Genomic DNA, 20,594 nt, shown 5'->3' on the forward strand with positions numbered 1-20,594 from the left:
CAAACACACTGTTGAGTTCTCAAACAACCGACGCACACCCACAAGACCAGAACCTTTTCCGTTCCAGCCCCGCCGGGGCAACCCCTCAAACTTACTCGGTTCGTTCTGCCCCGTCAAGTCCCGGCCGAAGCCTGAAAGCGATGGTTCGAACGTCCCGTTCCCGAACGAAGGCGCACTCGTCGACCTCGTGAAGAAGGATTCGGGTTGTCCGCCCCGGGCCGGCCACCGGTACCCAGCCTCTCGGCTGTCTCCTCGGTGTCCGTTCTCCCTGTCGGGCGAACGACCAGAACATTACACACACTCTTGGCGGGGTGCCAAATCGCGCTCTGACCTGCGCCGATGCCCGGGGACCGTGGCCTGGGACGTGACCGGGAGGGAACGCACAGGGCCCGGGAGGAGCTGATGCGCTCCTCCCGGGCCCGGTCACGAACCTGCGGCCACTACTCCGCCTCGGCCACCGCCAGGGTCCGCTTGCCCCGGCGCAGCACCGCGTACCGACCGTGCAGCAGGTCCTCCGGCGCGAGGGCGGCGTCCTCGGAGACCACCTTCGTGTTGTTCACGTACGCGCCGCCCTCCCCGATCGCCCGGCGCGCGGCGGCCTTCGAGGCCACCAGGCCCGAGCCGACCAGCGCATCGACCACGAGGTCGCCGGCCTTCGCCGTCGTGCGGGGCAGCTCGGACACCGCGGCGCCGAGGGTGCCGGCGTCGAGCGCCTGCAGGTCCCCCCGACCGAAGAGCGCCTGGCTGGCCGAGATGACGGCGTCCGTCGCTCCCTGCCCGTGCACCAGGGTCGTGAGGTCGCCGGCCAGGGCCCGCTGCGCCTCGCGGGCGAACGGCCGCTCGGCCACCTCCCCCTCGAGCGACTCGATCTCCTCCCGCGAGCGGAAGGTGAACACCTTGAGGTACTTCACGACGTCGGCGTCGGCCGTGTTGAGCCAGAACTGGTAGAAGGCGTACGGGCTCGTCAGCTCCGGGTCCAGCCACACGGCCCCGCCCTCCGACTTGCCCATCTTCGTGCCGTCCGCCTTGGTGATGAGCGGCGAGGTCAGGGCGTGCACCGTCGTGCCGTGCGCCTTGCGGATCAGCTCGACGCCCGACAGCAGGTTCCCCCACTGGTCGTTCCCGCCGAGCTGCAGCGTGCACCCGTGGCGCTCGTACAGCTCCCGGAAGTCCATGCCCTGCAGCACCTGGTAGCTGAACTCGGTGAAGCTGATGCCCTCGTCCGAGCGCAGCCGGCGCGCCACGATGTCCTTCGACAGCATGGTCCCGACCCGGAAGTGCTTGCCGACGTCACGCAGGAAGTCGATCGCCGACATGGACGCGGTCCAGTCGAGGTTGTTGACCATGCGCGCCGCCGCCGGGCCCTCGAAGTCGAGGAACGGCTCGATCTGGGCACGGATGCGGTCGACCCAGCCGGCGACGACGTCGCGCGACTGCATCGAGCGTTCCGTGGTCGGGCGCGGGTCGCCGATGAGGCCCGTGGCCCCGCCGACCAGCGCGAGGGGGCGGTGCCCCGCGAGCTGCAGGCGGCGCATGTTCAACAGCTGGACCATGTGACCGATGTGCAGGCTCTGCGCGGTCGGGTCGAAGCCCGCGTAATAGGTGACGGGTCCCTCGGCCAGCGCAGTGCGCAGCGCGGCCTCGTCGGTGGACTGCGCCACCAGGCCTCGCCAGTGCAGCTCGTCGAGAACGTCGGTCACCGTGTGCTCCTCTTCATCAGGACGCGACCCGGACGGGTCGCTCTCCTAGTGTGCCCGACCGCTACCGCGACCGGCGCCGCGGTCCGGCCGCGCGGTACGGGGACACCGTCGGGTCACCGGCCAGCCACGCCCGCCAGGGGAACAGGTCCGCGCGACCGCCCTCGCCGCTCACCCCCACCCGGGGACCGGTGGCGACCTCGCGCGCGTCCCGGACCGCTGTCACGGGGACGTGCAGCACGAGGTCACCATCGGGGTCGGTGACGTCCTGACCGTCGTCCTCTCGTGTGACGGCGAGGGCGACCGTCAGCCGCGCGGGGCCGCGTGCCAGGTCGAGATCCGACCGCGTGACGCCCGCCGCGGCACGTCGCTCGCGCGCGAGGGCGACGCCCTCGACCACCTCGCCCGCCCGCAGCAGCACGGCCGACGCGGCGCCCGGCGGGCTGCACACGACGTTCATGCAGTGGTGCAGGCCCAGGTGCCGGTAGACGTACACCCGCCCGGGCTCGCCGAACATCGTGCGGTTGCGCGCCGTCTCGCCCCGGTAGGCGTGCGACCCCGGGTCGCCCGGGCCGGCGTACGCCTCGACCTCGGTGAGCCGGACGGTGACCGGTCCGTCCGGCGTGCGGCGCGTCAGCAGGGCACCGAGCAGGTCGCGCGCGACGACGTGGACGTCGCGCGCGAACCAGTCACGGTCCGGCACCCTCGTCGCCGCGGCCGCGGTCACCACGCGTCCGCCCCGGCCGGCGCCCCGGCGACCCGGCCGAGGCCGTCGAGCCGCACGTCGGCGCGTTCCCTCGTCCGCTCGGCCGCGTAGTGCGCACGCTCGTCCGCCATCCACCGCAGCCAGTGGTCGCGCGCGGCGTCGCCGTCGCGGTCCAGCCCGCGCGCCAGCCGCACGTCGTCGGCCGCCTGCACCCACACGCGCAGGGCGGACCAGGGGTCGACCTGGCGCGCGGCGGCCCCGCAGCCCTCGACCACCAGGACGGGCGCCGGCTCGACGTCGTGCGGCTCGGCGTACCGTCCCGCCGCCCAGTCGTACCGGCGGTACCTGCCCGGCCGTCCGGCGGCCAAGGGCGCGAGCACCCACTCACCGAACCGGCGGGCACCTCCGTCCGGCCCCGCATCCCAGCCCTCGTAGAGGTCGTCCAGGTGCACGACCTGGCACGCGAACCGGAGGGCCAGCTGGGTGGCCAGCGTCGTCTTGCCCGACCCTGCCGGCCCGTCGACGCACACCAGGCGGGTGCGCCGCCACGGCTCGGGAGCACCGGCTCCCGGCAGCCTCGGCGCAGCCTCGCCCACCCGGGCGACGAGCAGCTCGAGCACGTCCTGCGGCACCGTCACGCCGCCACCTCCCGACCCGGGCGCGCGAACGCCGCCGGCCGCGCGCCCCGGAGGGGACGCACGGCCGGCGACGGCGGGCGGGTGCTCAGCCCTCCGCCCAGGAGCGATACTCCGCGGACCTGCCCGCGGCCTCCTCGAGCTGCTCCGCGACGCGTGCGGGCGCGGTGCCGCCGACGCCGTCGCGCGAGGCGACCGAACCCTCGACGCTCAGCACGTCCCGGACACCCGGGGTGAGGTGGCCCGAGATCGCGGCCAGCTCCGCGTCCGACAGGTCCCACAGCTCGATCCCGCGCTCCTCGCAGACCCGGACGCACGCGCCCGCGACCTCGTGGGCGACGCGGAACGGGACACGCTCGCGCACCAGCCACTCCGCGATGTCGGTCGCCAGGGAGAATCCCTGAGGCGCGAGCTCGGCGGTCCGGACCGTGTCGAACGTCAGGGTCCGGACCATCCCCGCGAAGGCGGGCAGCAGCACGGTGAGCGTCGCGACCTGGTCGAAGACGGGCTCCTTGTCCTCCTGCAGGTCGCGGTTGTAGGCCAGGGGCAGGCCCTTGAGCGTGGTGAGCAGGCCGGTGAGGTCACCCACGAGCCGGCCCGCCTTGCCGCGGGCCAGCTCGGCGATGTCCGGGTTCTTCTTCTGCGGCATGATGCTCGACCCGGTGGACCACGAGTCGTCCAGGCGCACGAACCCGAACTCCTTCGTGTTCCAGAGGATGATCTCCTCGCTCAGCCGGGACAGGTCGATGCCGACCATCGCCGCGACGAACGCGAACTCCGCCACGACGTCGCGCGCGGCCGTGCCGTCGATGGAGTTCTCCACCGGGCCGTCGAAGCCGAGCTCGGCCGCCACGGCGGCCGGGTCCAGCCCCAGCGAGGAGCCCGCGAGCGCCCCCGAGCCGTAGGGCGAGCGCGCCGCGCGCACGTCCCAGTCGAGGAGGCGGTCCACGTCGCGCAGCAGCGGCCACGCGTGCGCGAGGAGCTGGTGCGCCAGGAGCACGGGCTGGGCGTGCTGCAGGTGCGTGCGCCCGGGCATGACGGCGTCTCCGGCCGTCCGCGCCTGCTGCACGAGGGCGTCCACGACGTCGAGCACCAGCCCGACGAGCGTCTTCGCCTGGTCCCGCAGGTAGAGCCGCACGAGCGTGGCGATCTGGTCGTTGCGCGACCGGCCGGCGCGCAGCTTGCCGCCGAGCTCGGCGCCCGCCCGCTCGATGAGGCCGCGCTCGAGCGCGGTGTGCACGTCCTCGTCGCCGAGCACGGGGAGGAAGGCTCCCGACTCGACGTCCGCGAGCAGCACGTCCAGGCCCTCGAGCATGCCTGCCAGCTCGTCGTCGGTCAGGAGGCCCGCGGCGTGCAGCACGCGCGCGTGCGCGCGGGACCCCCGGATGTCGTACGGCGCGAGCACCCAGTCGAAGTGCGTCGACTGGGACAGCGCCTGCAGCTCCGGCGACGGGCCGCCGGCGAACCGGCCGCCCCAGAGCGACACGTTGTCGGACTGGCGCGTCAGGGTGCCGTCCGGCTCCGTGCCGCCCTGCCCCGGCGTGACCTCGGACCCCACGTCAGAACTCCCCGGTGCCGAAGTCCACGCCGTTGCCGAACTTCTCGTCGCGGGCGGCGGCCTGCTTGGCGGCGAGGCCGTAGATCTCGATGAAGCCCTTGGCGTGCGACTGGTCGAACGAGTCGCCCTCGTCGTAGGTGGCGAGGTTGAAGTCGTACAGGCTCGACTCCGAGCGGCGGCCCGTGACCGTGGCCCGGCCGCCGTGCAGCACCATCCGGATCTCGCCGGAGACGTACTTCTGGGTCTCGTCGACGAAGGTGTCGAGGTTCTTCTTCAGCGGCGAGAACCACATGCCGTCGTAGACCAGCTCGGCCCAGCGCTGCTCGACGGTCCGCTTGAAGCGGGCCTGCTCGCGCTCGAGCGTGACGTTCTCCAGCTCCTGGTGCGCGGCGATGAGGGCCATGGCGCCGGGCGCCTCGTAGATCTCGCGGGACTTGATGCCCACGAGGCGGTCCTCGACGATGTCGATGCGGCCCACGCCCTGGGCGCCGGCCCGGCGGTTCATCTCCTGGATCGCCTGCAGCGGGGTGACGGCCACGCCGTCGAGGGCCACCGGCACGCCCTGGTCGAAGGTGATGACGACCTCGTCGGCGACCGGCGGGAACGTCGGGTCGTCGGTGTAGGAGTAGACGTCCTTGGTGGGCTCGTTCCAGATGTCCTCGAGGAAGCCGGTCTCCACGGCGCGGCCCCACACGTTCTGGTCGATCGAGAACGGGTTCTTCTTGGTGGTCGCGATGGGCAGGTCGTTCCGCTCGGCGTACTCGATCGCCTTCTCGCGCGTGAGCGCCAGGTCGCGGACCGGGGCGATGGTCTTGAGGTCGGGCGCGAGGGACGTCGTGGCGACCTCGAAGCGGACCTGGTCGTTGCCCTTGCCGGTGCAGCCGTGCGCGACGGTCGAGGCGCCGAACTGGCGCGCGGCGCGCACGAGGTGCTTGACGATCACGGGGCGCGAGAGGGCCGACACGAGCGGGTACCGGTCCAGGTACAGGCCGTTGGCGCGCAGCGCGGGCATGCAGTACTCGGCGGCGAACTCGTCGCGCGCGTCCGCGACGTACGCCTCGACGGCGCCGCAGTCGAGGGCACGCTTGCGCACGACGTTCATGTCCTCGCCGCCCTGGCCGACGTCGACGGCCACGGCGACGACCTCGGCCCCGGTGGCCTCGGCGATCCAGCCGATGGCGACGGAGGTGTCCAGGCCGCCCGAGTAGGCGAGCACGACGCGATCAGTCATCACAGTTCTCTTTCTGGCGTGGGGTTCGGGTCAAGTCTGGCAGGGGGTGCCCGGTGGCACGAGGCCTCGGGTCAGGGCTCACGGCTGGGTGAGCTCCAGGAAGCGGCGCGCGACCTCGTCGCCGCCGAGCGGGTCGCGGGCGATCACGAGGATGGTGTCGTCGCCCGCGATGGAGCCGAGGACGCCGGGGAAGACCGAGTGGTCGATCGCGGACGCGAGGTAGTTGGCGGCGCCGGGCGGGGTGCGCAGGACCACGAGGTTGCCCGACGCCTCCGCGGACACGAGCAGGTCGTTGCAGAGCCGGGCGAGGCGTGCCGCCACGTACTCGACCTCGCTCTCGCCGATGCCGGCGGCCTGGACGCTGCGGTCGCCGCCCTCGCCCGGCACGGCGTACACGAGCGCGCCCGCGGCGTTGCGCACCTTCTCGGCGCGCAGCTCGATGAGGTCGCGCGACAGCGTGCCCTGGGTGACGCTCACCCCGGCGTCGGAGAGCTCGCGAGCCAGCTCCGCCTGGGAGTGGATCGCCGTGCGGCGCACGATCTCGACGATCCGCGCGTGCCGCGCCGCCTTCGTCGTGGGACCCGCCGTGGCCGGCGCGCCGTCGGGCGCGGTCACCGGTGCTCCAGCAACCAGGTGAGCAGCGCCTTCTGCGCGTGCAGCCGGTTCTCGGCCTCGTCCCAGACCACCGAGGCTGGCCCGTCGAGCACGGAGGCCGTGACCTCCTTGCCGCGGTAGGCGGGCAGGCAGTGCAGGAAGATCGCGTCCTCGGCCGCGGCCGCCATCAGCTCGTCGTCGACGGCGTAGCCGGCGAGGTCGGCGAGCCGGTCGGCGGCCTCGTCCTCGTCGCCCATCGACACCCACGTGTCGGCGGCCACGACGTCGGCCCCCGCGACGGCGGCGCGCACGTCGGTCGTCACGGTCACGGAGCCGCCGGTCGTGGCGGCGATCTCCTCGGCGCGGGTCACGACGTCCTCGGGCGGGAGGTAGCCGTCCGGCCCTGCGACGGCGACGTGCAGGCCGGCGGTGACGCCGCCGAGCAGGTAGGAGGCCGCCATGTTGTTGGCCGCGTCGCCGACGTACGCGAGCCGCTGACCTGCGAGCGCGCCGATGCCCCCGCGGTGCTGGGCCACCGTGAGCAGGTCCGCGAGGATCTGGCAGGGGTGGAAGTCGTCCGTGAGGGCGTTGACCACGGGCACCCGCGCGACGGCCGCCATCTCCTCGATCCGGTCCTGGCCGAACGTGCGCCACACGATGGCCGAGACCTGGCGGTCCAGGACGCGGGTGACGTCGGCGACGGACTCGCGCACGCCCACCTGGGCGAGGCGGCCGTCGACGATCACCGGGAAGCCTCCCAGCTCGGCGACCCCCGTCGAGAACGAGACCTGGGTGCGCAGGGTCGGCTTGTCGAACAGCACGGCGACACCCTGCGGACCGGCGAGCGGCGCGCGGACGAACCGGTCCTCCCGGAACGCCATGCCGAGCTCGAGCACCTCCCGCTGCTCGTCGGGTGCGAGGTCGTCGTCGCGCAGGAAGTGGCGGGGCATCAGTGCTCCCTTTCAACGGGCAGGCCACCGGGCGTGGCGGAAGGTGTGGTGTCGGGGACGTCGACCGAGGCGAAGAACCGGGCGGCGTCGCGGGCCTGGTCGGCGGTGAGGACGAGGGGCGGTGCGAGGCGGATCGCGTCGGGGGCGACGGCGTTCACGACGAACCCGGCGTCGAGCGCCGCCGCCGCCACCTCGCCGGCGACCGGGCGAGCGAGCTGGACGGCGAGCAGGAGGCCGCGGCCGCGCACGCCGGCGACGAGCGGGTTGCCCGCCGCCTCGATCTCGGTGCGCAGCAGGTCACCGACGCGGCGGACGTTCTCCAGCAGCCCGTCGCGCTCGATCACGCCGAGCGTCGCGAGCCCTGCGGCGGCCGCCACGGGGTTGCCGCCGAACGTCGTGCCGTGCTGGCCGCGGCCGAGCAGCGTCGCGGCGCGCTCGCCGTAGGCGATCGCCGCGCCCACCGGGAAGCCACCGCCGAGCCCCTTGGCCACCGTGACGACGTCGGGCACGACGCCGCCGCCGATCTCGGCCTGCTGGTAGGCGAACCACGAGCCGGTCCGCCCGACGCCGGTCTGCACCTCGTCGAGGACGAGCAGCGCGTCCGCCTCGCTCGTGAGCCGGCGCGCGTGCGCGAGGTACCCCGGCGGCAGGGGCCGCACACCGGCCTCGCCCTGCAAGGGCTCGACCACGAGAGCCGCCACGCCGCCCCGTTCGGCCACCGCGGCCGGGGAGAACGCCTCGTCGAGGGCGGCCGTGTCGCCGAACGGGAGGTGCTCGACCCCGCCGGGCAGCGGCTCGAACGGCTCGCGGTACGCGGCCTTGGCGGTGAGCGCGAGCGCGCCCATCGAGCGGCCGTGGAAGCCGCCCTCGAGGGCCAGGACCCGCGTGCGGCTGCCGTCCTCGCCACGGTTGCGGCGCGCCATCTTGAACGCGGCCTCGACCGCCTCGGTGCCCGAGTTCGTGAAGAACACGCGCGATCCGGCGGGGGCCTCCGCGAGGTGCAGGAGCCGCTCGGCCAGGGAGATCTGCGTGGGCGTGGCGAAGAAGTTCGACACGTGCCCGAGGGTGCCCAGCTGCGCGCTCACCGCCGCGGTGAGGGTGGGGTGCGCGTGGCCGAGGGCGTTGACCGCGATCCCGGCGAGCAGGTCGAGGTAGCGTCGCCCGTCGGCGTCCCAGACGTACGCGCCCTCGCCACGGACCAGCACACGCTGGGGCGGCCCGAAGGTGTCCATCACCGCGTGGGTGTACCGGCCGGTCCAGGCGGCGTTCGAGGCCTCGGCCAGAGCGCCGCCGCTCACGGACTCCAGGGGTGCCACGGTGGTCGCAGGGTCGCTCATGCGCCCGCCTCCTTGCTGTTCGGGACGGCCGCGACGGTGCCGGTGGCCGAGGGCGCCGCGCCCGGCACCACCATGGTCCCGTTGCCGCGGGTGGTGAAGACCTCCAGGAGCACGGAGTGCGGCTGCCGCCCGTCGATGACGGTGGCACGCGGCACGCCGCCCTGCACGGCCCGCAGGCACGCCTCCATCTTGGGCACCATGCCGGCGGTGAGGCTCGGCAGCAGCGCGGCGAGCTCCGGCGCCGCGATCTCCTCGACGAGCGAGTCCTTGTCGGGCCACGAGGTGTACAGGCCCTCGACGTCGGTGAGGACGATGAGCTTCGAGGCGCCGAGCGCGACGGCGAGCGCCGCGGCTGCCGTGTCGGCGTTCACGTTCAGCACCTGGGTGGGGTCGTCCACGTCGGGCGCGACCGTCGACACGACGGGGATGCGGCCGGCGTCGAGCAGGTCCTGCACGGCGGACGGATGGACCTCGACGACGTCGCCGACGAGGCCCACGTCCACCGGCTCCCCGTCGACGACCGCGTGCCGGCGCACCGCGCCGAACAGGCCGCCGTCCTCGCCCGAGAGCCCGACGGCGTGGGGTCCGTGCGCGTTGATGAGGCCCACGAGCTCGCGCGACACCTGGCCCGTGAGGACCATGCGCACCACCTCCATGGCCTCCGGGGTCGTGACGCGCAGCCCGCCGCGGAACTCGCTGTGGATGTCGAGGCGCTCCAGCATCGCGTTGATCTGCGGTCCCCCGCCGTGCACCACCACCGGGCGCAGCCCGACCTGGCGCAGGAAGACCATGTCCTGGGCGAACGCGGCCTTGAGCTCGTCGTCGACCATGGCGTTCCCGCCGTACTTGACGACGACGAGCGCGTCCGCGAACTCCTGGAGCCACGGCAGCGCCTCGAGGAGCACCTCGGCCTTCTGCTCGGGTGCGAGCCCGTTCACCACGTCGCTGCTCATGAGCTGTACGCGCTGTTCTCGTGGACGTAGTCGTGCGTCAGGTCGTTGGTCCACACGGTCGCGGAAGCGTCGCCGGCGTGGAGGTCGACCACGACGGTGACCTCCCGGGACGACGCGAGGTCGACGAGCTCGCGCGGCTCCCCCACACCCTGCGCCCGGCACACCTGCACCCCGTTGACCGTCACGTCGAGCGACAGGGGGTCGAAGGGTGCGACGTCCTCGGGCACCGTGCCGACGGCGGCCACGATGCGCCCCCAGTTGGGGTCGTTGCCGAAGATCGCCGCCTTGAACAGGTTGGAGCGGGTCACGGCGCGGGCGACCGTCACCGCTGCCTCCTCGGTCGTGGCGCCGGTGACGGTGACGGCCACGTCGTGGCTGGCCCCCTCGGCGTCGGCCACCAGCTGGCGCGCCAGCGAGGCCGTGACCTCGGTGACCGCGTGGGTCAGGTCCTCGAGCCCGACCTCGACGCCGGACGCGCCGCTGGCGAGCAGGATCACCGTGTCGTTGGTCGACATGCACCCGTCGGAGTCGACGCGGTCGAACGTCGCGGCCGTGGCGGCGCGCAGGGCGGCGTCGGCCGTGGCGGCGTCGACGACGGCGTCCGTGGTGACCACGGAGAGCATCGTCGCGAGGCCGGGGGCGAGCATGCCGGCGCCCTTCGCCATCCCGCCGACGCGCCAGCCGTCCCGTTCTGCGAGGGCCTGCTTGGACACGGTGTCGGTGGTGCGGATCGCGTCGGCCGCGGCGTCTCCGCCGTCGGCCGCGAGCGCCGCCGCTGCCGCGTCGACGCCGCCGAGCAGGGCGTCGAGGTCGAGGCGCACGCCGATGAGACCGGTGCTGCACACGAGCACGTCGCCCGCGCCGACCTCGTCCTGGGGGTCCGCGGCGCCGGCCGAGAGCACGGCGGCGACGTGCTCCGCCGTGCGGTGCGTGTCGCCGAACCCCTCGGGCCCGGTGCACGCGTTCGCGCCGCCCGAGTTCAGGACGACGGCGCGCGCGGCGCCGTCGGACACGGCCTGCCGGGTCCACACCACGGGAGCGGCCTGCACACGGTTGGTCGTCAGCACCGCCGCGGCCGTGCGTCGGGGACCGTCGTTGACGACGAGCGCGACGTCGCGCGCCCCCGTCGACTTGAGGCCGGCGGCGACGCCGGCGGCACGGAACCCGGCCGGTGCGGTGATGGTCACGGTGCGACTCCTTCGGTGACGAGGCCTGCCGTCTCCGGCAGACCGAGGGCGAGATTCATGGCCTGGACCGCCTGGCCGGCGGTGCCCTTGACCAGGTTGTCGACGGCGGTGACCGTCACGACGCGGCCGGCGGCCTCGTCGAGGGCGACCTGCACGAGCGCGGTGTTGGCACCGAGGGTGGCGGCGGTGGTGGGCCACTGTCCCTCGGGCAGCAGCTCGACGAAGGGCTCGTCCGCGTACGCGTCGGCCCAGGCCGCGCGCACGTCGGCGGCGGTGGCACCCTCGTGGCCGGGCGCGAGCCGGGCCGTGACGGTCGCGAGGATGCCCCGGGACATCGGGACGAGGACGGGCGTGAAGCTGATCGACACCTCGTCCGCCCCCGCGACGCGCAGGTTCTGGGTGATCTCGGGGATGTGGCGGTGGGTGCCCCCCACCGCGTACGGGGCGGCGGAGCCGAGTCCCTCGGCGGCGAGCAGGTGCGGCTTGAGGGACTTCCCGGCTCCCGAGTAGCCGTTGGCGAGCACGGCGACGACGTCGACCGGGCTCACCAGGCCGGCGGCCACGCCGGGCTGGAGCCCGAGCGTGACGGCCGTGACGTTGCAGCCGGGCACGGCGACGCGTCGTGCGCCGGCCAGGCGGTCGCGCTGGGTGCCGGTGACCGTCCCCGGACCGTCGGCGTGGAGCAGCTCGGGCAGCCCGTAGGGCCAGGTGCCCGCGTGGGCCGAGCCGTAGAACTGCTCCCAGTCGGCGGCCGAGGTGAGGCGGTGGTCGGCGCCCAGGTCGAGGACGAGCACGTCGTCCGGGAGCTGGGCGGCGATCTCGCCGGACGCCCCGTGCGGGAGGCCGAGGACGACGACGTCGTGGTCGGCGAGCGCCTCGGGGGTGGTCGGCTCCAGCACGCGGTGCGCGAGCGAACGCAGGTGCGGCTGCAGCGCGCCGAGCCGCGCCCCCGCGTTCGAGTGCGCCGTGAGCGTGCCGACCTCCAGCGCGGGGTGGCGTGCCGCCAGGCGCAGGAACTCGCCCCCGGCATACCCGGAGGCACCGGCGACGGCGACACGGAACGTGCGCGACTCAGTGCTGACCATATGCAGCACTATACATACCTATGCATGCCGCCAGGGACGCTCGCCCACGCTGCGGCCGCGTCGTCAGTCGACCAGCGGCAGGTACATCACGTGCAGCCCGACGTAGCCGTGGGCGGGGCTGCGGAAGGCACCGGGGACGGTGCCGACGACCTCGAACCCCAGCGAGCGCCACAGGCGGACGGCGACCTCGTTCGACTCCACGACCGCGTTGAACTGGATCCCGCGGAACCCCTGCTCCCGGTGCCAGGCGACCGCGTGCTCACCGAGCGCCCTGCCTACCCCGAGGCCTCGCGCGGCGGGCGACACCATGAAGGACGCCGTGCCCACGTGGTCGCCGTGGCCGGGGCGGTTCGGCCCCATCTTGGCCGTGCCCAGCACCGTGCCGTCCGCGCCCTGCGCGACCACGGTCGCGCCCGGCGGCCGCTCCATCCACAGCTCGCGCCCCTGCGCGCTCGTGAGGTCCGGCGGGTAGACGTACGTCTCGCCCTCGCGGACGACGCCCTCGACGATCGGCCACAGGGCGGCCCAGTCGTCGTCGGTCGCAGGGCGGATGGTGAAGGTGGCGGAGGTGTCTCGGGTCACAGGCGAAGCATAGGGTCGACGTCGTGACCTCCACCCAGACCATTCTCGAGCTCACGGACTGGCGACGCCGGGTCGCCCAGCTGTACGCGGCCGTGCGCGCCGAGCCGGACCCGGCCCACGGTCACGGGCTGTGGCGCGCCGGGCGCGACACCCTGTTCCGCACCCACCCGCAGAGCCCGCTCCCCGCGGGCGACCCGCTGCGTTCGACGGGCCTGCCGTGCTGGCCCTACGACCCTTCGCTCCGGTTCGAGCTGCCGCTGCAGGCGGCCGAGCCGGCCACCCTCGCCGTCGACACCGGCGCGGACGGGACCACGACGATGGAGCGGGTCGGCATCCTGGAGCTGCCGGGCCTCGGCATGCTCGACGCCTGGTGGCTGGCCCAGTACGGCGGCGGGCTGTTCGTCCCGCTGCGCGACGGCACCGCCGGCTCCGGGTCGTACGGCGGCGGCCGCTACCTGCTCGACACCGCCAAGGGCGCCGACCTCGGCGGCGCGGACGGCCGCGTCGTCGTGGACCTGAACTTCGCCTACCACCCCTCGTGCCGCTACGACCCTGCATGGACCTGCCCGCTCGCGCCGGCGGGCAACCGCCTGGACGCACCGGTGCGCGCCGGGGAGCGGATGCCCTGACCCCTGCCGCCGGGCTGACGCTCGACGGTGGTGCGTAGGCTCGGAGACATGCACGCAGTCGTGGCCCGCGCGGCGGGTGGTCCCGAGGTCCTGGAGTACGTCGAGCAGCCCGACCCGTCGCCCGGCCCCGGCGAGCTCCTCGTCCGCGTGGCGGCCGCCGGCGTCAACTTCATCGACACCTACCGACGCGGCGGCGTCTACCCGATGGACTACCCGCACGTCGTGGGGGTCGAGGGGGCGGGCACCGTCGAGGCGCTCGGCGACGGCGTCGAGAACTTCGTGGTCGGCGACCGGGTGGCCTGGAACGAGGCCCCCGGCTCCTACGCCGAGCTCGCCGTCGTCCCCGCGACGAACGCCGTGGCCGTGCCCACGGGTCTCGACCTCGTGCCGGCCGCGGCCCTGCCGCTCCAGGGCATGACCGCGCACTATCTGGTCGCGTCCACCTTCGAGGTCGGCCCGGGTCACGACGTGCTGCTCACCGCCGGCGCCGGCGGCGTCGGGCTGCTCGCCACCCAGCTCGCGACGGCCCGCGGCGGCCGCGTCATCACCACGGTCTCCTCGCCCGAGAAGGCCGCCCTGTCGTCCGCGGCCGGGGCCGCGCACACCGTGGACTACGCGGCCATGGACGACCTCGCCACCGAGCTGCCCGCCGTCGTGCGCGACCTCACCGACGGCCGTGGCGTGCACGTGGTCTACGACGGCGTGGGCCGAGCGACGTTCGACGCCTCGCTCGCGTCGTTGCGGCCCCGCGGCACCCTGGTGCTGTTCGGCGGCGCGTCCGGCCAGGTGCCGCCGTTCGACCCGCAGCGCCTCAACAGCGGCGGATCCCTGTACCTCACCCGGCCGACGCTGGCGCACTACACGCTCACCCGCGCCGAGCTGGAGTGGCGCGCGTCCGAGGTGCTCGGCGCCGCCGCGTCGGGCGACCTGGACGTCCGCGTGGGTGCGACGTTCGCCCTCGCCGACGCCGAGCAGGCCCACCGCGCCCTCGAAGGGCGAGCCACGACGGGCAAGGTGCTCCTGGTCCCCTAGCTGGATCTCGGGCGCGGCCGACCCGGCCTGGTGCCCGGACTCGTCTCCCGCTAGTCTCTCGACATCAAGAGACTTGACGTCGAGAGGATTCGCCGTGGCCGACTGGTCCCCCACCGCCTACCTGCGCTACACCGACGAGCGCTCCCGCCCGTACGGCGAGCTCCTCGCCCGCGTGCAGCGCGAACCGGCGAGCATCGTGGACCTCGGCTGTGGCCCCGGCCACCTCACCCCCGTGCTGCGCGGACGATGGCCGGACGCCTCGTTCGTCGGGATCGACTCCTCCCCCGCGATGATCGAGCGCGCCCGGACGGCGGACCCGGACGGCCGCTACGAGCTCGGCGACGTGCGCGACCACGCCGCCGGCCGAGGTCCGTCACCCGAGGCCGACCTCGTCATCAGCAACGCCACCCTCCAGTGGGTGCCGGGGCACCGTGACCTGCTCCCGGCGCTCGCCGCCACAGCACGTCAGACGTTCGCGTTCTCCGTGCCCGGGAACCACGACGCGCCCAGCCACCGGCTGCTGCGGGAGGTCGCGGCGCGCGCCCCCTACGCCGCCGCCGTCGGGCAGGTGGAGCGACGAGCCGTCGCCGACCCCGCCGAGTACCTGGAGATCCTCGCCGCCCCCGGCTGGTCCGTCGACGCGTGGGAGACCACCTACACGCACGTGCTCGGCGGCGAGGACCCCGTCCTGCGCTGGATCTCCGCGACGGGCGCACAGCCGGTGCTGCACGCCCTGGACGCCCACGACGCCGCGCACGGCACGTCCCTGCGCGCACGGTTCGACGCCGAGCTCGGAGCAGAGCTGCGCGGCGCCTACCCGCGACGTCCGTTCGGCACGCCCTTGGAGTTCCGCCGGGTGTTCGCGGTCGCGACACGGACAGCCTGACGACGACCCCGGCCGCCGGTCGTAGGCTCAGGCCGTGACCGACACCACCCACCCGATCCGCATCGGGGTCCAGCTCCAGCCGCAGCACGCCGACTACCCGCAGATCCGCGACGCCGTCCGGCGCGCGGAGGACGCCGGGGTCGACGTGATCTTCAACTGGGACCACTTCTTCCCTCTGTCCGGCGACGCCGACGGCAAGCACTTCGAGTGCTGGACCATGCTCGGCGCGTGGGCCGAGCAGACCGAGCGCGTGCAGATCGGCGCGCTCGTCACCTGCAACTCGTACCGCAACCCCGAGCTGCTCGCGGACATGGCCCGCACCGTCGACCACATCAGCGGCGGCCGGCTGATCCTCGGCATCGGCGCGGGCTGGTTCGCCAAGGACTACGAGCAGTTCGGCTACGACTTCGGCACCGCGGGCTCGCGCATCGCCGAGCTGGGCGAGGCCCTGCCCCGCATCAAGGCACGGCTCGCCGCCGGCAACCCCGCGCCGACCCGCGAGATCCCGGTCCTGATCGGCGGCGGGGGCGAGAAGAAGACCCTGCGCCTGGTGGCGGAGCACGCCGACGTGTGGCACTCGTTCGGCGACGTCGACACCCTCGCCCGCAAGTCCGCGATCCTCGACGAGCACGGCGCGGCCGTCGGGCGCGACACCGCGACCCTCGTGGAGCGCTCCGTGGGCGTGTCGGCCCCGCCCGAAGAGGTCGGGCAGGACCTGCTCGACGCCGGGGCGACGCTCTTCACCATCGGGTCGAGCGGCCCCGACTACGACCTGTCCCTCGTCGAGCAGTGGGTGCGCTGGCGCGACGAGCGCCGGTGAACCCCCGGCCGGGGTGCCACGGTCAGCGACCGGTGAGCACCTCGGTCAGCGGGTCGTCGTCCGCCGCCGGCTGCACCCGCAGCCGGCGCGCGGCCGGCGCCGACGCCCGAGCCGCGAGCCGGGCCAGCGACTCCGGGGTGTCGTGGGACGCACGCACGAACCAGCCGGAGCACGCGTCCAGGTCCCCACGGGCGAACGCCGTCGTCAGCGCCACCGTCCGCTCCACCGGGGTCCAGTCCGTCCGCCCCTCGTGAGCGCGCATCGCGCCGGTCATGTCGGTACGCACCACACCCGGGGCGAGCTCCAGGACACGCAGCCCACGATCGTGACCGGCAGCGTGCAGGCCGGCTCCGAGACGCATGAGCGCGGTCTTGCTCGCGTTGTACGCCGTGGCCTCGGCGTTGTCGTGCGACCCGGCACCGCTGTTGAGCTCCACCACACGGCCTCCGCCGCGCGCCAGCATGCCCGGCACCACGTGCCGCGAGAGCAGGAACGGCCCGCGCACGTTGGTCTCGAGCACCGACCACCACTCGTCCGGGTCGGCCTCCCAGAGCGGCACCTCCGCGTCGATACGACCGGCGTTGTTGACCAGCAGGTCGACCCGGCCGAGCCCGCCCTCCGACGTGGGAGCCTCCGCCCGGCCGACCGCTGCGGCCACCGCAGGCAGGTCCGTGACGTCGCACGGCAGCTCCAGGGCGACGCGGCCCAGCCCCCGCACCTCGGCGGCGACCTCCGCCAGCGCCGCCCCGTCCCGGGCCAGCAGGGCGACGTCCAGGCCGGCCCGTGCCAGGCCGACCGCGACCGCCCGGCCGATGCCTCGGCTCGCGCCGGTGACCAGCGCCGTGCGGGCCGGAGGGACTGCGCCCTCCGGCCCCGGCGTCGCGCCGGTCGCGGCGGTCGCGGCCTGGTCAGCCACGCAGCACCGCCCCCACGCTCTCGGCGGCCGCCGCGACGACACCGTCGCGGACGGCTCGCACGTCGTCCGCGGTGAGGGTGCGGTCAGCGGCGCGCAGCCGCACCGAGTAGGCGAGGGACTTCTTGCCCTCGCCCACCTGGGCACCGGTGAAGACGTCGAACAGGTGCGCGTCCTCCAGCAGCGGCCCCGCTCCCGCGACGACCGCGGCGTGCACGTCCGCGGCGGGGACGGCGTCGTCGACGACGAACGCGAAGTCCTCCTTGGCGGCCGGGAACGCCGAGACGGGCGACGCGGCGACCGGCTCGTCGCCGCCCGCGGCGATCAGGGCGCCGAGGTCGAGCTCGAACGCCGACGCACGAGCGGGCAGGCCGAGCGCCTCGACCACCTTCGGGTGCAGCTCCCCCGCATGCCCGACGACGGTGCCGTCGGCCAGCGTCAGCGCCGCGCAGCGGCCGGGGTGCCAGGGCATCGTCCGCGAGTCGGCCACGACGGTGACCTCCGCGCCGGTGCGCACGGCCACGAGCTGCGCCGCGCCGAGCGCGTCCGCCCAGTCGGCGGTCCGCCCGTCTCCCCACCACCCGGCGGGCACGGCCCGGCCCGTCAGGACGCCGGCGACGTGCCGCGGCTGAGCAGGCACGGCCGCGACGAGCGCCGCCAGGTCCTCCTCGGCCGGGCGGACGCCCACCGGCAGCTGGGGCGGAGCCGGCGTGCCCGGCACCGGTCGGGTGACCAGGCCGATCTCGAAGACCGCCACGTCGGGCAGGCCGCGCGAGACGTTCCGGCGCGCCGTCTCGAGCAGCGTCGAGAGCAGGTCGGCGCGCAGGAACGGCCGGTCGTCGGCCAGCGGGTTGGCCAGCCGCAGGGTCACCCGGCGCACGTCCTCGTCCGGCAGCCCGAGCGCGTCCAGGTCCGCCTCGCCGACGAACGGGTAGGACAGCACCTCGACCAGACCGGCCTCCGCCAGCGCGCGCGCCACCGTCCGGCGGGCTCGCTGCTCGGAGGTGAGGCCGCGACCGCCGATGGCGGCCGGGAGCACCGAGGGGATCTGGTCGTAGCCCGCGATCCGCACGACCTCCTCGACCAGCGCGGCCGGCTCGGTGAGGTCGGGGCGCCACGTCGGCGGGGTCACGCGGACGGCGTCCACCGCCGCGCCGGTGACGGCGTCCGTCACCGTGCATCCGATCTGCTCGAGGATGCCCACCACCGTCGACCGGTCGTACGCGACGCCGGACAGGCGGGTGGGCAAGGTGACGTCGAGGCGCACGGACTTCGGTGCGACCGTCGTGTCCAGGTCGCTGACCGCGGCGTCGGCGGTGCCGCCGCCCAGCTCGACGAGCAGGTCGACGACGCGCTGCGCCGCGACGGCAGGCAGCTGCGGGTCCACGCCGCGCTCGAACCGCTTGGCCGCCTCGGACGGCAGCCGGTGGCGGCGCGCGGTGCGGGCCACGGTGATCGGGTCGAAGTGCGCCGCCTCGACCAGCACGTCCGTCGTGGCGTCGCTCACCTCGGAGGACGCGCCGCCCATGACGCCGGCCAGACCCAGGACCCGCGAGCCACGCTCGCCCGCGGGCGAGTCGGTGATGAGCAGGTCCTCGGCGTCGAGCGCGCGGTCGGTGTCGTCGAGCGTGGTGAGCCGCTCGCCCGGCGCCGCACGACGGACGACGATCGGCGCCGTCACCTGGGCGAGGTCGTAGGCGTGCAGGGGCTGACCGAGGTCGAGCATCACGTAGTTGGTGACGTCCACGGCCAGGGAGATGGCCCGCATGCCCGAGCCCTCGAGACGACGCTTCATCCACGACGGCGTCGGCGCGGCAGGGTCGATGCCCCGCACCACGCGCGTGACGAACCGGTCGCACCCCACCTGCCCGTGGATCGGCGCGGCGTCGTCGACCTCCACGGCGAACCCGTCCGCGGTGGCGGCCGGCGGGGGCGTGACCAGGTTCTCCGCCAGCCCGCGGTCGGTGAACCGCGCACCCGTGGAGTGCGCGTACTCGCGCGCCACGCCGCGGTAGCTGAACGCGTACCCGCGGTCCGGGGTCACGTTGATCTCGAGCACCTCGTCGCCGAGACCGAGCAGCGCGGTCGCGTCCTGTCCGGGCGTGAGGTCCGCGGCGTCGAAGCCCGCGCGGGTGAGCACGAGGATCCCGTCGTGGTCCTCGCCGATGCCCAGCTCGCGCACCGAGCAGATCATCCCGTCGGAGACGTGCCCGTAGGTCTTGCGGGCGGCGATCGCGAAGCCACCGGGCAGCACGGCACCGGGCAGCGACACCACGACGAGGTCACCCACGCCGAAGTTGTGCGCCCCGCAGACGATGCCGCGCGCGCCACCGGCAGGCACGTCGGCGTCGTCGACACCCTTGATCTGGACGGCGTTGTGCTCCGGGCCGACGTCGACCAGGCACCAGTTGATGGTCTTGCCGTTCTTCTGCGGCTCGGGCGTCTGTGCGAGCACGCGGCCCACGACGAGCGGGCCGGTGACGGCGGCCGGGTGGATCTCCTCCTCCTCCAGCCCGACCTTCACCAGCGCGGCGGCGAGCTGCTCCGCCGTGAGGTCCGCCGGCAGCTCGACGTGCTCGCCGAGCCAGTCAGTGACGATGCGAGGCATCAGATCTCCGTCCCGAACTGGGTGGAGAAGCGCACGTCGCCCTCCACGATGTCGTGCATGTCCGCGATCGTGTGACGCAGCATGAGCGTGCGCTCGATGCCCATCCCGAAGGCGAAGCCCTGGTACTCCTCGGGGTCGATCCCGGCCGCCCGCAGGACGTTCGGGTTGACCATGCCGCAGCCGCCCCACTCGATCCAGCCGGCCCCGCCCTTCTTCTGCGGGAACCACAGGTCCATCTCCGCGCTGGGCTCGGTGAAGGGGAAGAAGCTCGGCCGCAACCGCGTGCGCGCCTCGGGCCCGAACATCGCCCGCGCGAACGCGTCCAGCGTGCCGACGAGGTTCGCCATCGTCAGGCCCTTGTCGATGGCGATGCCCTCGACCTGGTGGAAGACCGGGGTGTGCGTGGCGTCGAGCGCGTCCGTGCGGAAGACCTTGCCCGGGCACGCGACGTACAGCGGGACCCCCCGCTCGAGCAGCGAGCGGGACTGGACCGGCGACGTGTGCGTGCGCAGCACGAGGTTCGACGGCTTGCCGCCCTCCCCCTCCACGTAGAACGTGTCCTGCATCTGGCGCGCCGGGTGGTCCTGGTCGAAGTTCAGGGCGTCGAAGTTGAACCACTCCGCCTCGACCTCGGGCCCGTCGGCGATCTCCCAGCCGAGCCCGACGAAGAAGTCCGCGATGCGCTCCTGCACCAGCTCGATCGGGTGCCGGGCGCCGACCGGGCGCCGGTCGGTCGGCAGCGTGACGTCGACGGCCTCGTCGACGAGGACACGCTCGTCCCGCTCGGCCTCGAGCTCGGCCTGGCGTGCGGTGATCGCCTGGTTCACGCGGCCGCGGCGGGGTCCCACGTTCTTGCCGGCGGCAGCCTTGTCGGGGCCGGGGAGGGTGCCGATGGCGCGGTTCGCCAGCGCGAGGGCGCTCCGGTCCCCCGTGTGGGCGCTGCGGACGGCCTTGAGCTCGTCGAGGTCGCGCGCCGCGGCGACCGCGGCGAGGGCGTCGGAGACGGCGGCGTCGAGCGCGCCGACGTCGAGCGGGTCGGGGCCGAGGTCTGGGGTGGGTGCGGGCGTGGACATGCGTGCCTTCCTGAGAGGGTCCCTGCGAGGGCTGTGGCGGCGGGGGTCAGTTTATGTGCCCGCCCGGGCCGGTCAGGTCGGCGTCCGCGGTGCCGCGCGCGTTCAGCGCGCGGGCGCA

19 protein-coding genes are annotated in these 20,594 nt (G+C 74.2%); 4 read left to right on the forward strand and 15 right to left on the reverse strand.

Features of this window, described 5'->3' with window-relative positions; all coding sequences use genetic code 11:
* Nucleotides 1-440 precede the first annotated feature (440 nt).
* From tyrS to ACWGKI_RS05995, 12 genes are all read right to left on the reverse strand, one after another.
* Nucleotides 441-1,700 (reverse strand): tyrosine--tRNA ligase, encoded by a 1,260-nt coding sequence (tyrS, locus tag ACWGKI_RS05940; RefSeq protein ID WP_380244112.1) that lies wholly within the window; start codon nt 1,698-1,700, stop codon nt 441-443.
* 61 nt (nt 1,701-1,761) lie between these two features.
* On the reverse strand, nt 1,762-2,424 hold the full coding sequence (locus tag ACWGKI_RS05945) for a DNA-3-methyladenine glycosylase (RefSeq protein WP_452185474.1): 663 nt from the start codon (nt 2,422-2,424) through the stop codon (nt 1,762-1,764).
* On the reverse strand, nt 2,421-3,041 hold the full coding sequence (locus ACWGKI_RS05950; RefSeq protein WP_452185476.1) for a uridine kinase family protein: 621 nt from the start codon (nt 3,039-3,041) through the stop codon (nt 2,421-2,423). The genes ACWGKI_RS05945 and ACWGKI_RS05950 overlap by 4 nt, the downstream gene beginning before the upstream one ends.
* Before the next feature lie 85 nt (nt 3,042-3,126).
* On the reverse strand, nt 3,127-4,545 hold the full coding sequence (argH, locus tag ACWGKI_RS05955) for an argininosuccinate lyase (protein ID WP_452185568.1): 1,419 nt from the start codon (nt 4,543-4,545) through the stop codon (nt 3,127-3,129).
* 52 nt (nt 4,546-4,597) lie between these two features.
* Nucleotides 4,598-5,827, reverse strand: coding sequence for an argininosuccinate synthase (locus tag ACWGKI_RS05960; protein WP_380244115.1), 1,230 nt, complete (start codon nt 5,825-5,827; stop codon nt 4,598-4,600).
* 78 nt (nt 5,828-5,905) lie between these two features.
* Complete coding sequence (locus ACWGKI_RS05965) at nt 5,906-6,442, reverse strand: arginine repressor (RefSeq protein WP_380244116.1); 537 nt, start codon at nt 6,440-6,442, stop codon at nt 5,906-5,908.
* A complete protein-coding gene (argF, locus tag ACWGKI_RS05970; RefSeq protein WP_452185479.1) occupies nt 6,439-7,371 on the reverse strand; it encodes an ornithine carbamoyltransferase in 933 nt (310 codons plus the stop codon). Before argF ends, ACWGKI_RS05965 begins: the two co-directional genes overlap by 4 nt.
* Nucleotides 7,371-8,708: an acetylornithine transaminase gene (locus tag ACWGKI_RS05975; protein WP_452185481.1), complete on the reverse strand. Its 1,338-nt coding sequence runs from the start codon at nt 8,706-8,708 to the stop codon at nt 7,371-7,373. Before ACWGKI_RS05975 ends, argF begins: the two co-directional genes overlap by 1 nt.
* A complete protein-coding gene (argB, locus tag ACWGKI_RS05980; RefSeq protein ID WP_380244119.1) occupies nt 8,705-9,661 on the reverse strand; it encodes an acetylglutamate kinase in 957 nt (318 codons plus the stop codon). The genes ACWGKI_RS05975 and argB overlap by 4 nt, the downstream gene beginning before the upstream one ends.
* Nucleotides 9,658-10,848 (reverse strand): bifunctional glutamate N-acetyltransferase/amino-acid acetyltransferase ArgJ, encoded by a 1,191-nt coding sequence (gene argJ / locus ACWGKI_RS05985; protein ID WP_452185483.1) that lies wholly within the window; start codon nt 10,846-10,848, stop codon nt 9,658-9,660. Before argJ ends, argB begins: the two co-directional genes overlap by 4 nt.
* A complete protein-coding gene (gene argC / locus ACWGKI_RS05990; RefSeq protein WP_452185485.1) occupies nt 10,845-11,933 on the reverse strand; it encodes an N-acetyl-gamma-glutamyl-phosphate reductase in 1,089 nt (362 codons plus the stop codon). Before argC ends, argJ begins: the two co-directional genes overlap by 4 nt.
* Before the next feature lie 63 nt (nt 11,934-11,996).
* A complete protein-coding gene (locus tag ACWGKI_RS05995; protein ID WP_452185487.1) occupies nt 11,997-12,515 on the reverse strand; it encodes an N-acetyltransferase family protein in 519 nt (172 codons plus the stop codon).
* A gap of 23 nt (nt 12,516-12,538) precedes the next feature.
* Between ACWGKI_RS05995 and ACWGKI_RS06000 the strand changes: the two genes are divergently transcribed.
* The 4 genes from ACWGKI_RS06000 to ACWGKI_RS06015 all read left to right on the forward strand — a co-directional run bounded on the left by ACWGKI_RS06000 (nt 12,539) and on the right by ACWGKI_RS06015 (nt 15,882).
* Complete coding sequence (locus ACWGKI_RS06000; protein WP_452185489.1) at nt 12,539-13,144, forward strand: DUF1684 domain-containing protein; 606 nt, start codon at nt 12,539-12,541, stop codon at nt 13,142-13,144.
* A gap of 48 nt (nt 13,145-13,192) precedes the next feature.
* Nucleotides 13,193-14,176, forward strand: coding sequence for a quinone oxidoreductase family protein (locus ACWGKI_RS06005; RefSeq protein WP_452185491.1), 984 nt, complete (start codon nt 13,193-13,195; stop codon nt 14,174-14,176).
* A 94-nt stretch (nt 14,177-14,270) separates the two neighbouring features.
* Complete coding sequence (locus tag ACWGKI_RS06010) at nt 14,271-15,062, forward strand: methyltransferase domain-containing protein (protein WP_452185493.1); 792 nt, start codon at nt 14,271-14,273, stop codon at nt 15,060-15,062.
* Nucleotides 15,063-15,096: 34 nt separating this feature from the next.
* Nucleotides 15,097-15,882, forward strand: a complete 786-nt coding sequence (locus tag ACWGKI_RS06015) for an LLM class F420-dependent oxidoreductase (RefSeq protein ID WP_380244126.1) — start codon at nt 15,097-15,099, stop codon at nt 15,880-15,882.
* A gap of 22 nt (nt 15,883-15,904) precedes the next feature.
* On the opposite strand, the gene ACWGKI_RS06020 is transcribed toward ACWGKI_RS06015, so the two are convergent.
* The 3 genes from ACWGKI_RS06020 to pheS are packed head-to-tail and all read right to left on the reverse strand — an operon-like array spanning nt 15,905 to nt 20,476.
* On the reverse strand, nt 15,905-16,798 hold the full coding sequence (locus ACWGKI_RS06020) for an SDR family NAD(P)-dependent oxidoreductase (RefSeq protein ID WP_452185495.1): 894 nt from the start codon (nt 16,796-16,798) through the stop codon (nt 15,905-15,907).
* Nucleotides 16,791-19,403 (reverse strand): phenylalanine--tRNA ligase subunit beta, encoded by a 2,613-nt coding sequence (gene pheT / locus ACWGKI_RS06025; protein WP_452185497.1) that lies wholly within the window; start codon nt 19,401-19,403, stop codon nt 16,791-16,793. Before pheT ends, ACWGKI_RS06020 begins: the two co-directional genes overlap by 8 nt.
* Nucleotides 19,403-20,476 (reverse strand): phenylalanine--tRNA ligase subunit alpha, encoded by a 1,074-nt coding sequence (gene pheS / locus ACWGKI_RS06030; RefSeq protein ID WP_380245185.1) that lies wholly within the window; start codon nt 20,474-20,476, stop codon nt 19,403-19,405. Before pheS ends, pheT begins: the two co-directional genes overlap by 1 nt.
* Nucleotides 20,477-20,594 lie beyond the last annotated feature (118 nt).

The organism is Isoptericola sp. NPDC055881 (assembly GCF_053615895.1).

Bases quoted from the DNA above. Each gene is read 5' to 3' on its own strand.
- pheS (WP_380245185.1), bottom strand. From the start codon at position 20,476: ATGTCCACGCCCGCACCCACCCCAGACCTCGGCCCCGACCCGCTCGAC.
- argF (WP_452185479.1), bottom strand. From the start codon at position 7,371: ATGCCCCGCCACTTCCTGCGCGACGACGACCTCGCACCCGACGAGCAG.
- pheT (WP_452185497.1), bottom strand. From the start codon at position 19,403: ATGCCTCGCATCGTCACTGACTGGCTCGGCGAGCACGTCGAGCTGCCG.
- ACWGKI_RS05960 (WP_380244115.1), bottom strand. From the start codon at position 5,827: ATGACTGATCGCGTCGTGCTCGCCTACTCGGGCGGCCTGGACACCTCC.
- argB (WP_380244119.1), bottom strand. From the start codon at position 9,661: ATGAGCAGCGACGTGGTGAACGGGCTCGCACCCGAGCAGAAGGCCGAG.
- argC (WP_452185485.1), bottom strand. From the start codon at position 11,933: ATGGTCAGCACTGAGTCGCGCACGTTCCGTGTCGCCGTCGCCGGTGCC.
- ACWGKI_RS06005 (WP_452185491.1), top strand. From the start codon at position 13,193: ATGCACGCAGTCGTGGCCCGCGCGGCGGGTGGTCCCGAGGTCCTGGAG.
- ACWGKI_RS05975 (WP_452185481.1), bottom strand. From the start codon at position 8,708: ATGAGCGACCCTGCGACCACCGTGGCACCCCTGGAGTCCGTGAGCGGC.